The sequence below is a fragment of the Ruminococcus sp. AF17-22AC genome (genome assembly GCF_003460065.1).
Taxonomy (GTDB): domain Bacteria; phylum Bacillota; class Clostridia; order Lachnospirales; family Lachnospiraceae; genus Blautia_A.
Genome location: NZ_QRXT01000003.1, coordinates 291,766 through 306,057, shown reverse-complemented (window position 1 = coordinate 306,057; position 14,292 = coordinate 291,766). Strand labels below are relative to the sequence as shown.

At 43.3% G+C, this 14,292-nt stretch carries 13 protein-coding genes; 5 read left to right on the top strand and 8 right to left on the bottom strand.

Features of this window, described 5'->3' with window-relative positions:
- Positions 1 to 38: 38 nt before the first annotated feature.
- The 3 genes from hxlB to DWW86_RS06640 all read right to left on the bottom strand — a co-directional run bounded on the left by hxlB (position 39) and on the right by DWW86_RS06640 (position 2,398).
- The gene (gene hxlB, locus DWW86_RS06650) at positions 39 to 602 is read right to left on the bottom strand and encodes a 6-phospho-3-hexuloisomerase (RefSeq protein ID WP_286187661.1); all 564 of its coding nucleotides are present in this window, start codon (positions 600 to 602) and stop codon (positions 39 to 41) included.
- A 152-nt stretch (positions 603 to 754) separates the two neighbouring features.
- Complete coding sequence (locus DWW86_RS06645) at positions 755 to 1,765, bottom strand: LacI family DNA-binding transcriptional regulator (RefSeq protein WP_117942634.1); 1,011 nt, start codon at positions 1,763 to 1,765, stop codon at positions 755 to 757.
- Positions 1,766 to 1,924: 159 nt separating this feature from the next.
- On the bottom strand, positions 1,925 to 2,398 hold the full coding sequence (locus DWW86_RS06640; protein WP_117942633.1) for an RpiB/LacA/LacB family sugar-phosphate isomerase: 474 nt from the start codon (positions 2,396 to 2,398) through the stop codon (positions 1,925 to 1,927).
- Positions 2,399 to 2,664: 266 nt separating this feature from the next.
- On the opposite strand from DWW86_RS06640, the gene DWW86_RS06635 reads away from it, so the two are divergent.
- From DWW86_RS06635 to DWW86_RS06625, 3 genes are read left to right on the top strand one after another with little or no spacing between them, the layout of a single operon-like run.
- Entirely contained in the window at positions 2,665 to 3,198 is a 534-nt protein-coding gene (locus DWW86_RS06635) for a DUF3877 family protein (protein ID WP_117942632.1), read from the top strand.
- 14 nt (positions 3,199 to 3,212) lie between these two features.
- Entirely contained in the window at positions 3,213 to 4,187 is a 975-nt protein-coding gene (gene bsh / locus DWW86_RS06630; protein WP_117942631.1) for a choloylglycine hydrolase, read from the top strand.
- 13 nt (positions 4,188 to 4,200) lie between these two features.
- Positions 4,201 to 4,416, top strand: coding sequence for a hypothetical protein (locus DWW86_RS06625; protein WP_117942630.1), 216 nt, complete (start codon positions 4,201 to 4,203; stop codon positions 4,414 to 4,416).
- Positions 4,417 to 4,667: 251 nt separating this feature from the next.
- On the opposite strand, the gene DWW86_RS06620 is transcribed toward DWW86_RS06625, so the two are convergent.
- The 5 genes from DWW86_RS06620 to DWW86_RS06600 all read right to left on the bottom strand — a co-directional run bounded on the left by DWW86_RS06620 (position 4,668) and on the right by DWW86_RS06600 (position 10,450).
- On the bottom strand, positions 4,668 to 5,651 hold the full coding sequence (locus DWW86_RS06620; RefSeq protein WP_117942629.1) for an AraC family transcriptional regulator: 984 nt from the start codon (positions 5,649 to 5,651) through the stop codon (positions 4,668 to 4,670).
- Positions 5,652 to 5,814: 163 nt separating this feature from the next.
- The gene (locus tag DWW86_RS06615; RefSeq protein ID WP_117942628.1) at positions 5,815 to 6,843 is read right to left on the bottom strand and encodes a substrate-binding domain-containing protein; all 1,029 of its coding nucleotides are present in this window, start codon (positions 6,841 to 6,843) and stop codon (positions 5,815 to 5,817) included.
- A 96-nt stretch (positions 6,844 to 6,939) separates the two neighbouring features.
- Positions 6,940 to 7,947, bottom strand: coding sequence for an ABC transporter permease (locus DWW86_RS06610; protein WP_117942627.1), 1,008 nt, complete (start codon positions 7,945 to 7,947; stop codon positions 6,940 to 6,942).
- Between the two features lie 2 nt (positions 7,948 to 7,949).
- Entirely contained in the window at positions 7,950 to 8,945 is a 996-nt protein-coding gene (locus tag DWW86_RS06605) for an ABC transporter permease (RefSeq protein WP_015542086.1), read from the bottom strand.
- The gene (locus DWW86_RS06600; RefSeq protein WP_117942626.1) at positions 8,945 to 10,450 is read right to left on the bottom strand and encodes a sugar ABC transporter ATP-binding protein; all 1,506 of its coding nucleotides are present in this window, start codon (positions 10,448 to 10,450) and stop codon (positions 8,945 to 8,947) included. Before DWW86_RS06600 ends, DWW86_RS06605 begins: the two co-directional genes overlap by 1 nt.
- Positions 10,451 to 10,700: 250 nt before the next feature.
- Here DWW86_RS06600 and DWW86_RS06595 point away from each other — a divergent pair, with 250 nt between their 5' ends.
- A complete protein-coding gene (locus DWW86_RS06595; protein WP_117942625.1) occupies positions 10,701 to 13,124 on the top strand; it encodes a CDP-glycerol glycerophosphotransferase family protein in 2,424 nt (807 codons plus the stop codon).
- A 1-nt stretch (position 13,125) separates the two neighbouring features.
- Entirely contained in the window at positions 13,126 to 14,277 is a 1,152-nt protein-coding gene (locus tag DWW86_RS06590) for a CDP-glycerol glycerophosphotransferase family protein (RefSeq protein ID WP_117942624.1), read from the top strand.
- Positions 14,278 to 14,292: the final 15 nt, after the last annotated feature.

Below are 14,292 nucleotides of genomic sequence, written 5' to 3'. Positions count from 1 at the left end.
AAAACCGCGTTTACCGCGTTTCCCCAAAGGGTTCTCAGTTATTCCACATTTCTGTGGCGTGCGACCATCTCTTCCGGTTTGATGTCCATTTCTTCACGAAGCATCATTACCAGAATGTCGTAGAAAATAAATAATGTCTGCTCAAACAGATTTCCCATCAGCTGCTCGGATGGTACGAAATCTCCTACTGCCTTATAAGCTGCTGCCGGAACATTTACTACCATATCTGCAATGGAAAGTAAAAATCCTTCAGAAGAAGGTGTGATCAGTGCAAGTTTTGCACCATTCTTCTTTGCCATATCTGCCACATAGTTTTCATGTCCTACATTTGCGGAACCACATGCACAGATCATCAGGTCGCCCTCTCCTATGGATGGAGTTGTATCATCCCAGATCCAGAAAGACTCTTTGCCGAGATGCATCAGTCTCATTGCAAAAGACTTTGTTGCAAGTCCCTCACGTCCTGCTGCCAGAAGAAAAATTCTCGGTGTCTTTTTAATCTCTTCCAGAAGTTCTCTTACATTTGAGTCATCCATGCGTTCAAATACTTCTGTCAGTTCTTTCATGCACTGTGTGCTCAGTTCTTTAAATCTGTCGTTCACCTTTATACCTCCTGTTTTGTAATCGTTTCCAATTTCATGCAAAAAAAGTGCTTATTTTACGGCATTTTTTGTTTTATTTAATTGTGTAACCGGTTTCTATTTTGTGTAAAAATTATATGCAAATAAGATAATTCCGTATTTGCATATATTTTTTATAATTTATTGATAATTAGTTTCGTATCCAAAACCACTTCCATTTTAGGTCTGTCCGGAAATGCCATTCTGTTGATCAGAAGTTTGATCGCTTCACGTCCCATCTTCATGGCATCACGTTCGATAAAATTGTAGTTATTTCCCAGAAGCTCCAGCGTTTCAATACGATCCAGCCCGAAACATACGATATCATCCGGTACTGATTCACCTCTCTCTGACAATGCCTTCAGAAAACCCAACGTCGTGCGGTTATTACATGTAATCACTGCCGTCGGTCTGTCTTCCATAGCCAGAAGCTCTTTGGATAAGTGGTATGATTTTGTTGCATGGAAATCGCCTGCAAAAATATAATCTTCTCTGATTGGAATGCCGGCCTGCTCCATGGCCTCTGTAAATCCCTTCTGTCTGTCTCTTGCCAGAGGCTTTTCAAGATCAGCATTTATGATTCCGATCTTTGTATGTCCTGCCCCGATCAGTGCCTTCGTTGCTTCATATATACCCTGATAATCGTTGAAATAAACTCCGTCTACATTTGGAAGATTGATATTTCGATCCATAACGATCACCGGTACATTGATTTCATCAAATGTCCGGATCAGGTTCTTCCGGTCTTTCTTGTCCGTGTAATCAACCGCCGGTGTATACAGGATTCCTCTGACACGGTTCTCTTTGAAAAGATCCAGTGCCCTGCGGTCTTTCTCCCGTTCATCGTCTGTGTTACAACAGATCAGTGTCAGATTATTTTTGTCTGTGATTTCTGTTACACCCCGAAGTATCTCACCAAAGAAAGGGTTATCTATCTCCGGGACAACAAAACCGATTGCTGATGAAGTACCTTTTGAAAGATTACGTGCAGTAGCAGATGGAGAAAACTTATTTTCTTTAATAATCTCCAACACCCGTTCTTTTGTCCTTGGGCTTACTGCTCCTGAATTATTTATTACTCTGGAAACAGTTGCTTTGGAAACCCCTGCTTCTCTTGCAATATCCATAATCGTCAAGTTACTCATACGCTGTCCTCCAGGTCACTCCGTAAATGTAACCGGTTTCTATATTTGGTATTATAGGACAAGCAAATCAGTTTGTCAACCGCTTCCGTCATTTCTTTTGTGCTTTCTGTATATTTCAACATATTCAGCATATGCATTTTGTGCATTTTAGACAAATCACTATCTAACATCCCCGTACATCTCATTTTCAAACTCGACCAGCTCATCAAATTCTTTCTCAACGATTCTTGCCATCTCAGGATCCAGTCCTACCATGTGCTCGGCTTCCAGCCATGCGCGTGCCATTTCACGCCCCATCTCATTGCCAATGATAAATCCACCCATGCAGAGTACATTGGTGTTATTGACAACTTTTGCCCTTCTGGCCTGATAAATACTTTCGCATAATGCCGCATAAACACCTCTGTGCTTATTACAGATAATGCTTACTCCCATTCCGGTTCCACAAATGGCAATCCCACGCTCATACTCTTTGCTCTGGACACCTCTCGCAACTGCTTTCGCCGCCTCCTGAAACAGCACCGGCTCGTCCGGATCAATGTCCATGATCTCGTATCCTCTCTTTAACAGATCCTCTTTGATTGCGTTTTTCAGTTCAAATCCCGCCGGATCTGCTCCCATAATAATCTTCATCTTGTTTTCCTCCTTGATATTTTAATTTTTAAAAATTAACCTTTTTTTCATAATACTCTGCCCATACTCACACTGTCAACGAACTTTTGGGGTAATATTTTGTTGAATGATCCGGAAGTGCAGTAACAATTTTTCCAAACGGACTTATTATTTGCCTTAACGACTCTGGTATTTTCCAATCGAATCTGCTACAATATGTTGCAGTATTTTAACTCTGTGCTGTTTATGCTGTAAGCAGCAGCTCATCTTATAAAGGAGGTCCCGTTATGGGTTATGATAAACTTGAACGAAATCTGATTGATATCGTCAAAGAAGAACAGGCTAAGCTTGGCTTTTTTAAAGAAGATATACGACTTTATTATCCGCTTTCTTCCCTGAATCATTTCTTTGATACCAGCAGTAATGCAGACGAAATGCAGATACGACTCGATACACTTCCGGAATCTGTCACTTCAAAACTCGGACAGATTGAAGTCAGTCATAAAGGCGACCGTTTCTGTTTCCATATTCCGCAGGAAGGCACCGTATATGTGCATGACAACACCGCACCAAATGAATTTATCCACCAGCTTGTGGAATTAGTCGGAAAACATGGCTGTACTATGAATGAAATTCTGGATCTGTTCCATACTTATTCAGAGAACATTATCACCGAAGAAATGAACAATGGTGAATTTGACCGCCTGATCCGTTTTGCTGACAACAGCGAAGATCCTTATTACTATTGTTTTAAAGACGAAGGCTGTCATATCATCTATCACCGTTTTCTGCCGGAGGACTATGCAGATTTTGACTTTTAAGGAGGAAATGTTTTATGTGTACTGCCGCAACTTATCAGACAAAAGATTTTTATTTTGGAAGAACTCTGGACTATGAGTTTTCCTATGGTGACCAGATTGCCATCACACCACGAAATTATCCTTTTTCTTTCCGGCATGCCGGCGAAATGGCCACTCACTACGCGATCATCGGTATGGCTCATGTTGCAGGAAACTACCCCCTCTATTATGATGCCATCAACGAAAAAGGTGTCGGCATGGCAGGATTAAACTTCGTCGGAAATGCCGCTTATGCAAATGTTACATCTGACAGGGACAATGTTGCTCAGTTTGAATTTATCCCATGGATTTTAAGCCAGTGTGCTACTTTATCCGAAGTACAGACACTTCTTGAGCGCATGACTCTGGTTGACACTCCGTTCAGTGAGCAGTTTCCGCTTGCGCAGCTTCACTGGATCATTTCTGATCAGACCGGTTCTATCACGGTGGAATCCATGGCAGACGGACTCCATATTTATGAAAATCCGATCGGTGTGCTCACCAACAACCCGCCTTTTCCACAGCAGATGTTCCAGCTGAACAATTTTATGCACTTGTCTCCGAAACAGCCTGTAAATACTTTTTCCGATGAACTTGCTCTCACTGCATACAGCCGCGGAATGGGAGCGCTCGGTCTTCCGGGAGATCTTTCTTCCGCATCCCGTTTTGTCCGGGTTGCTTTCACAAAGATGAACGCTTTTTCAGGCGATTCCGAAATAGAAAGCGTAAGCCAGTTCTTTCACATTCTCGGTTCCGTGGATCAGCAGCGCGGATGCTGCGAAGTCGCTGATGGAAAATATGAGATTACGCTTTATACTTCCTGCTGTAATGTCACAAAGGGGATCTATTATTATACAACCTATGAAAACCACCAGATCAGTGCTGTCGATATGCACAGAGAAAATCTGGATGGCGATGCTCTGATCTGCTATCCGGTCATTCAGGGCGAACAGATCAATTATCAGAATTAACGGAGGTACTTACATGAATCTTGGAAATTTAATGCAGCTTAAAAATTCCTGGGCAACATTCACCCAGAATCATCCGAAATTCCCGAAGTTTCTTCAGGCAGCAGGTACTGCTGTCAAAGAAGACACACTGATCGAAATCAAGATCACAACCGCTGAGGGAAAAGTAATAGAAACAAATCTCAAAGTAAAAGCGTCAGATATCGAGCTTGTCAAAAACCTTGCCATGTGATATACTAAGCGCAGATTTTAAATTATGTACAAAAGAACAGGACACGAAAGAGAAGTGAGCAAAGCAATTCAGAACGGCAGTTTCTCTGCATTCGGGTTCTACATAATTTCCGGACATTCCAGTCCATTACAAATGATAAAATAAAATCCAAAGGGACATCGCAGTATCGGTTTTCTTCGTAACTGTGTGTCCCTTTTTATATTCTGCAAAGTTATTTTATTTCTGAATTTGCAGCCGGGTACTGCTGATTTTTACAGACGTACGCGTTTTTCTTTGTCGTTTGCCACACGGAACGCACGTGGTGTCGTATGATATCGTTCTTTAAATACACGATGAAAATAGCTGCCATTTTCGTAACCGACTGCCGCAATGATATCGCTGATTGGAAGATCCGTCTCACACATCAGCTCAACTGCCTTGTTCAATCTCTTGCGCTGCAAAAGTTCTTTAAAATTGAAGCCTGTATTTTTCTTGATCATCTTGCTCAGCATGTGCATCGGCAGATGCAGCTGCTCACAAAGCTCTGTAAGCGTTGCTGTCCTGTACTGCTGCTCAATATAGTCCAGAGTAGTCATTGCGATCATATTTTCGTACTGATTCGGAAGTCGCATTTCTGCATACTGCACAGACTCCAGAAGATACAAGAAAATAAGTCCCATTGTTGTCTGATTGATGCGGTTCTGGTCACCCTTGCCGGTTACAAGTGAATAGATCATATTTTCGAGAAGGTTCTGAATCTGCAATACCTCTGCCACCTTGAAATGAAGGTATTCTCCCCTTTCATCATCCTGACGCAGCACATTCACAAGGAAATCAGCAAGAACATTATTATTTCCCGCCATTGTATATGCCACATCAAAAAATTCCGGAAGAATCATAAAGTTGATTGCAATATCTTCCTCCCCTGCCGGAAGGATTTCATGTCTTGTATACTGATTCAGGAAAAGAAGTTCCCCCTGCCTTATCACGACTTCCCTGCCGCCGATGATATTGGTCAGCTGTCCCTGACAGACATAAAGCACCTCGATAAAATTATGTCTGTGTGCCGGAAAATGGACAAAACGAGTGTGCGTACGCACGGCGATCAGTTTACCTTCGTTCAGCATCTTCGCACTGTCTACAATGAAATCCTTACCGGATGTATAAAGGTCTTTATCCACCTTCGCCACACCATCCAGTATCTGCTGTTCTTCTTCTGTTATGATTCTCAAATGATCCAAAAGAGTCTGCTGCATGTTTCCTCCTGATATCGTTATGTTACTGCTGGTCTTATTTTAACACGCGCAGGTGGGATAAAGCAATATAAGCGAAACAAAACAAGACGGAGCCTTACGGCTCCGCCCTGTTTTTAAGGATTTATCATATTCAGAAAAACTTTAGCTTCTCTAAAGGTGCTGATTAGTACAGTTTAGCGTAGTCAGCAACGTTTTCTGGTGTGAACTGAAGTGGCTCACCAAGAACGATTTCTGTTCCTTCGTCATCAGCTGTTGTGATTGTGAATTCACCCATGTCGCCAGCTGTGAATGTTTCATCAACTGCACCAGTGATGTCACCTTTTACAAGTGCCATTGTTGCATATGCGGAAAGTTTTCCAAGGCCTTCCATATCCCACAGATAGAAGTATGGGCAGGAATGTGCATCGTCATCACCTGTGTACTCCTGCATTTCAGACGGAAGTCCAAGACCTGTCAGTTTGCAAGCAGATTCGTTGTCCTGAAGGTATTTAGCTGCTGCAGCGATACCAACTGTTGTAGGTGCACAGATAACTTTCAGATCTGGGTAGTTCTGAAGAAGAGCTGCTGTCTGGTCTGTAGATTTCTGAGGTTCGTCATCACCATAAGCTACTTCTACAAGTTCCAGTTTGCTGTATTTCTCATCGCCTTCCATGATGGATTTCATAGCGTCGATCCAAGCGTTCTGGTTTGCAGACTGAGATGTTGCAGAAAGGATAGCGAACTGTCCTTCTCCACCGGAGATATCAAGAACTGCATCCATAAGAGCCTGTCCAACTGCCTGTGTACCAGCCTGGTTTACGAATACCTGACGGCTGTCTTTATTCGGAGCGGAGTCGAAAGAGGATACTTTGATTCCAGCGTCCATAGCTTCTTCCAGTTTAGCCTGAAGAGCGTTAACGTCGTTTGCGGAGATGCAGATTGCATCTGGCTGCTGGGAGATCAGGTTGTCAAGAACTTTGATCTGAGCATCTGCTGTTGCAGCTTCCGGGTAAACAACATCTACAGTTGCACCTTCAGCTTCTGCTGTGTCTTTGAATGCTTTTGCAGCGATTTCGAAGAATGCGTTACCAGCTGATTTACCAACCAGTGCGATCTTCTGTCCGTCTCCGGCTTTGTCAGCAGCCATTACAGGTGCTGCACAGCCAAGTACCATTGCTCCACAAAGAAGTGCGCTAATTACTTTTTTGTTCATTTTGTTTTCCTCCCTTGGAAAAATATAGTTTTTTATTTGCAACTGCTCTTCTGCTACAAAAGAGCAGCTACTTACATGATTATTGTACTACTTTATTTAGTTTTTCTTCATGCTTAATGCTTTTTTTGCATTTCCGATAATGTTCGGAAGAGCTACTGCTGCGATCAGAAGAACACCGATGATCAGCAGGATAACCTGTGCATTGACGTTTCTCTGACCAAGACCTACACGGAGGCAAACGATGATGAATGCGGAAATAAATCCACCTGCGATATTACCTTTACCACCTGTAGAGGAGATACCTCCAAATACTGCCATTGCGATGGCATCCATTTCAAATCCGTTACCGGTTGTTGTGTTTGCACCGTATGAAGAAGAAACCAGGAACAGTGCGCACAGTCCGGAAACTGTACCCATGATGGTGTAGATGATGAAACGGATTTTCTGTACATGAACACCTGAATAATATGCTGTAAGACGGTTGGTACCGATTGCATATACACGACGTCCAAATGTGCTCTTGCCTAAGATTACGGCGAAGATTACAGAAAGAATAACAACGAGGAACAGGATGTATGGAACATCTCCGACTTTTCCGCTGATTGCACGGAAACCATCTGTGTTGCTTGCAGAAATACTACCGCCGCTTCCAAGTACGATCTCGGAAATACCACGGAAGATAATCTGTGTTGCAAGTGTAACGATCATTGGCGGCAGTTCCTGGAATTTAGTGAGGATAAAGCCGTTGATCGCACCGCAGATAGTACCAACACCAAGTGCTGTGATCACTACTACGATAAACGGAGCATTTGTATTGCAGACAATACAGCTCATTGTTGCAGAAAGGCAAACGATCGCACCTACAGAGATATCGATCTCGCCAAGTACCAGGATGTATGCCATCGGCAACATCATGAATACTTCTGCCAGATAAACAGGCATCTGACGAAGCAGACTGCTCATGTTATAATATTCAGAAAACATTGCACAGAAAATATTGACCGCAATAAACAGCAGAACCAATATTCCCTCCCAGGAGAAGATCATTTTCTTCACTGGGCTTTCCGGCACATTATTAATACTTCTTCCAGATTTTCCAGCCATGATTACATCTCCCTTCCTTTCAGTGCATTCTTATCAGCGATACGCTGCAGGATTACGTTCATTACTACTACGACGAGGATGATAACACCCTTGATGGTATTCAGCCATAACTGGTTGAAGAATGGGATCAGCGGAAGTGCTTTTGCGATTGTTGCAAGGATCAGGGATCCGAGTAAAGCACCTACTACTGTACCACGTCCACCGTTCATGCTTACACCACCGATAACGCAGGCTGCGATAACGTCCATCTCACCGCCGTACTGCATATCAGGCATTGCGGATGCATATACAGAAACCTGAAGTGCACCGCCGAGACCTGCGAGAAGACCCATGATTGTATAAACAAGTAATTTGATATTTTTTACATTGATACCGGATACTTCTGCTGCACTCGGGTTACTTCCGACTGCATAGATCATACGGCCTGTTCTGGTCCATTTCATAAACCAGAAGAAGAATACATAGCATACAATAATTACCCAGATAACACAGTTTAATCCGAGGAATTTTGTTGTTGCGAAATTTTTGAATTCACCAAGTGCTGCTGCACTTGCCCATTCACCACCGTGAGATACCTGATAACCAAGTGCACGGTAGATGTACATGAAGCCCATGGTTGCAATGATCGGTGGTACATCTGCTCTGGAGATGATCAGACCAACGACTGCTCCGCAGACGATACCGATTGCAATTGCGATCACGAATGCGAGGAATGTGCTGGAGATATGTTCATATTTCAGAAGCATACCAATGCTCATACCGGAAAGTGCAAGTGTTGACATGATAGAAATATCGATACCGCCAACAAGCATTACACACAGCATACCAAGTGACATTACCATTGTTACTGCATTGTTTTTCAGCATATCCATCAGTGACTTAGGAGTCAGGAATGATGGGTTAATTGCTGTGATGATTACAAAAAGAACGATCAGGACAATCGCAAGCAGTGCTTCACGGGAGCCTGTGATCTTTTTCATAACTGATTTCTTTTCCATTATTCAGCACCCCCTGTATGTCCTTTTTCCATAGCAAGTTCGAGGATTCTTTCCTGTGTTGCTTCGCCACGGTTCAGTTCACCGGTCTTACGTCCGTTACACATAACGACAATACGGTCTGCCATACCGAGGATCTCAGGCATTTCGGAAGAAATCAGGATGATTGCATATCCTTTCTTTGCAAGATCTCCCATGATTGCATAGATTTCAGCTTTTGCACCTACGTCTACACCTTTGGTAGGCTCATCCATGATAACAACTTTCATTTCCTGACTTAATGCCTTGGCAACAACAACTTTCTGCTGGTTACCACCGGAAAGAGAGCTTGCCGGCTGGAAGATATCAACTGCCTTTGTATCAACTTCTTCGAGAAGTTTCTTGGCAAGATCACGCTCTGTCTTTTCGTCATTGATTCCGCTCTTCGCATATTTGCTGATGGTAGGAAGTGTTACGTTTCTTCCAAGTCCCCAACTCATGATCAGACCTTCTTTCTGACGGTCTTCCGGAAGGAGAATGATACCTTTTTCCATTGCATCAGATGGTTTTTTGATATGAACTTCTTTACCTTCCAGATATACTTTACCGGAATCCGGCTGAGTGATACCACAGACAGCTTCTACTGTTTCTGTACGTCCTGCACCTACCAGACCGGTAAGTCCGAGGATCTCGCCGGCGCGAACGCTGAAGGATACATCTTTGAAGTAACCTGTTCTGGAAAGATTCTCAACTTTCAGCATCTCGTCTCCGAGTTTTACTTCCGGTTTCGGGAACAGATCTTTGATCTCACGACCAACCATTGCTTTGATCAGGTCTGCATTTGTAATTCCGTCAACATCGTATGTTCCGATGTACTGGGAATCACGGAATACAGTAACTCTGGATGCCAGACGATACATATCTTCAAAACGGTGGGAAATGAAGATAATGGAAACACCGTCAGCTTTTAATTTGTCAACCAGTGTATAAAGCTTCTCGGATTCGGATCTTGTCAGTGCTGCAGTAGGCTCATCAAGAATGATGATTCTTGCGTTAGTGGACATCGCCTTTGCAATCTCAACCATCTGCTGCTGAGCAACACTTAAAGTACCCATCTCTGCTGTTGCATCAAAATCTGCATCCAGCTGTTTGAGAAGTTTGTTTGCTTCTGTGTTCATGGCTTTCCACTGGATCATTCTGTTTTTGATGATCTCATGTCCCATGAAAATATTTTCTGCAACAGTCAGATGCGGATAGGATGTCGGATGCTGATATACGGCTGCGATACCTGCTGCCTGTGCATCTTTTGGTCCTTTGAAGTCAACCTTCTGACCATTTAAGAACATTTCGCCTTCTTCTGCCTTATGTACACCGGTAATAACTTTAATAAATGTAGATTTACCAGCGCCGTTTTCGCCCATAAGTGCGTGAACTTCACCCGGTTTTAACTGGAACTGTACGTTGTTCAGTGCCTTAACGCCCGGGAAAATCTTTGTTATGCCTTTAAGTTCAAGAACATATTCAGACACGGCTCTTTCCTCCCTTTTCTTAAATCTGATGTTATTATAACAGTAAAATCTTTTACCCTAAACAGGAAAATATTTCGAATCAGGGTAATATATTTTCCTGTTTTAGGCAAAATTTTACTGCATATGTATAAAATTTCACTGTTTCTATGTGAATTTTTTCCAGTTACCCCCGCCTGCCTTCGTGTAAGATTGACATAAGTTTTGGCTTTTGTTATATTTAATATATTAAATTTGAAGGGAATCCGGACAAATGAGCTTTCTCAATAAAGTCAAAAAAAAATTAAAAAACGGAAGCTGGTATCCTTTTTATAACTCCTTTTATGAAAATAATTCTCTTGATCCCCGCATGATTCTTCTTGAATCCAGAAGCGGCGGTGCTCTCGAGAGTAATATCCTTTCCTTATTAAAGGAGTTATCCAGAGAACCATACAAAAATTTCAACCTCGTACTTTCGGTACGTAAAAATGCCGAATCCGAAATCAAAGAAAAGCTGCGTAAAAACTCCATTCAGGGAGTTTCTTTTGTGCATACAGGATCTGTCTCCTATTACCGTGCCTTAAGCCGCGCCGGTTATCTGGTCAACGATTCCTCTTTTCCCGGCAGATTTGTCAAAAAAGAAGGACAGATCTATCTGAACACCTGGCATGGTACCCCACTTAAGAAAATGGGCCGTGACAACCGTCCGGAGATGGTGACGATGGGAAATGTTCTCCGTAACCTTCTGGATTCCAACTATATTGTCTTTCCGAACCGCTTCATGGAAGAAAAAATGTCCGGAGCCTACATGCTCGACAGTCTGTACAGAGGTACCGTACTTCGCGAAGGCTATCCGCGCAACGATATTTTCCGTCAGAAACCTGATCTTTCTATGAAAGAGCGCGCCGGTTTCGCCGGTAAGACACTGCTTACTTACTTTCCGACCTACCGCGGTATTTTTAATCAGGTAGAACGTCAGGAATACATGGAAACACTTTCTGCCAATCTCGCTCTCTGGGACAGCCAGTTAAAGGATGACGAGATTCTTCTTATTAAATTGCATCCTTTCCTTCATGGTTCCGAAGCTTTTGACGGTTACCGTCATATCCGCGCTTTCCCGACCGACTGGGATACCTATGAAGGCTTAAATCTCTGTGATGTACTGATCACGGATTATTCCAGTGTTTTTTATGATTATGCAAACACCGGCAAAAAAGTCATCTTCTTTGCCTACGACCGTGCGGAATACGAAAGCACCCGCGGAATGTATGAAGACATTGAGACTTATCCGTTCCATTATACAGAAGATGCTGCCGAAGTCATTCCATATGCACATGCTGACGGCGGCACCCCGGATGAAGCATTTATGGAGAAATATGCCTCTTATGAAGATGGGCACGGTGCCGAAAAAATCTGCCGACAGGTATTCCTTCACGAAGACTGCTGCCGCCAGAAAAAATATACCGGAAATGGTAAGAAAAACATCCTGCTCTACGGTGGTGACCTCGATCAGAACGGTATCACCAGTGCACTGTACGCGATGCTCCACGAGCTGGATCTTACAAAATATAACTACTTTTTGTCTTTCCGTCTGATTTCTGTCAAAGATCATCCTGAAAGAATGGAGCGTATTCCGGATCATATTGGTATCTATCCATTATCCAGCGAAATGAATATGGATGTACTTACCGGTTTTTCACTGATGCGCAAAATGCGCGGTGCAAACACTAATTCTATCAACAGACGGATCCATATTGCTTACCAACGCGAATGGAAAAAACATTTCGGCAGTACTGATTTTTCTGCCGTGATCCATTACAATGGTTACGAAGCTTACATCACTTCACTTTTTGAGGAATCACCATGTGGACGGACGATCTGGGTTCACAATGATATGGCCGATGAGATCCGCACAAAAGGAAACCAGAATATCTATCTTCTTCGAGAAGCTTATCAGAAATATGACCATATCGTTACTGTAAGCGAAGATATTCTCGATTCCACTATCCATGGCATTGGCGCAGATCCGGCCAAAGTTACCGTAGTCAACAACTGTCATGACTATCAAAGTGTAATTAAGCGCAGCGAGGAAATGCTCGCTTTTCAGGAAACAACGAAATCCACTGTTTCTGTCGATCAGCTTTCCACTGTTCTGTCAGGCAATGATACAAAATTTATCAGCATCGGCCGCTATTCTCCGGAAAAAGGCCATGTCCGTCTGATGAATGCATTCAACACCTACCAGGCTTCACATCCGGATACCTGGCTGATCATCATCGGCGGCGTTGGTACGCTCTATGAGGATGCTGTTGCACATGCCAAAAGCCTCGCTGCATCTGATCATATTATTTTGATCTACTCCATGCAGAATCCTATGCCGGTTCTGAAAAACTGCAACCTGTTTCTGCTTTCTTCTTTTTATGAAGGGCGCCCGATCGTACTTATGGAAGCTGCCTCACTTGGACTTCCGCTTATGACCTGCGATGTCAACGGCTGCCACGGTTTTATGACGGAATATCAGGGAACTCTTGTCGATAATTCTGAAGAAGGTATTCTTCACGGAATGCAGCTTTTTGCTGAAGGAAAGGTCCAGCCGGTTCAGATTGATTTCGACAGGATCAATGCTGCATCTGCAGCTCAGACCGAAGCACTGATTGAAGACTGCACACACATTTCTCATTCAGAAAGGACGCATTAACTTGAGTAAAATCAGAAGTCTCGTGCTTGCAGAATTTCTGAAGCACTTTGCAAAAAAGAAACCGGATCCGTATATTTGGATTTTTTCCTCTACGGATAACCGGCATTATAACTATAATTCCCGTTATCTTTTTGAATATGTAAAAGAGAATCTCCCGGAGATCACACCGCGATTTGTCATCAATGATCCGAAGCTTCGCGCAGAGCTCTCCGCCGAATACGGCAGCCAGTACTTTATCGAGACTGAAAGCGCATCCGGGATCCGATATGTTCTGAACGCCGGTGTGTGGTTTACTTCTGCCGGACTCCCTGCCTATGCGAGCGGACTCGGCAAAAACAGGCTCATCGTCAATCTCTGGCACGGCGTACCGCTGAAAAAGATCGCACTGCTCGATCCGAACCTCAAAAAGATGTCGCGTATCTATTTCCGGAAGATTTTTTCCGAAAACTATACGTACGTTCTCACAACTTCACATGCGCTTGTACCACTTATGGCAAAGAGTTTTGATATTTCCGAAAATCTGATCAAAGTATGGGGACAGCCGCGAAACGACGGCATGTTTCAGCCAAATGATCCTGCCTTGATCCTCTCCGGGATTTATCCGGATATCCCGGAATTTGAACGAACGGTTCTTTATGCACCGACCTTCCGCGACTACGGCCAGGTACGGCTTTTCCCGTTCGATGATTTTGACCTGAACCGGATGGAGGCATTTCTCGAAGAACATAAGATACTTCTTTTTATCCGTACACACATTGCCGAACAGGGATCTGCTGCGCCATATCTCGGAAAAAGAATCCGTTTCCTCGGGAACGAACAGGCAGAGGATGTCACCGGAATCCTCAATATTTTTGACTGCCTGATCACGGATTATTCAAGCATTTATATTGATTATCTTTTGACTGACAAATCAATGATCTTTCTTCCATATGACCGGAAAGAATATCTGAACGGACGTGGTATGAATTTCGATTATGACGAAGTCACTCCCGGCCCCAAACCAGATACTTTCCAGAGTTTTCTGGATGCCCTTCTCACAGAGGATTCTCACTGGAAAACCGAACGCGACCGCGTCAATCTGCTTTTTAATGAGATTCATGAACCATGTTCCGCACAGATCTGTGAGCAGATATTAAAAAAGATCCAACAGTAACAGCTTTTTCACTAT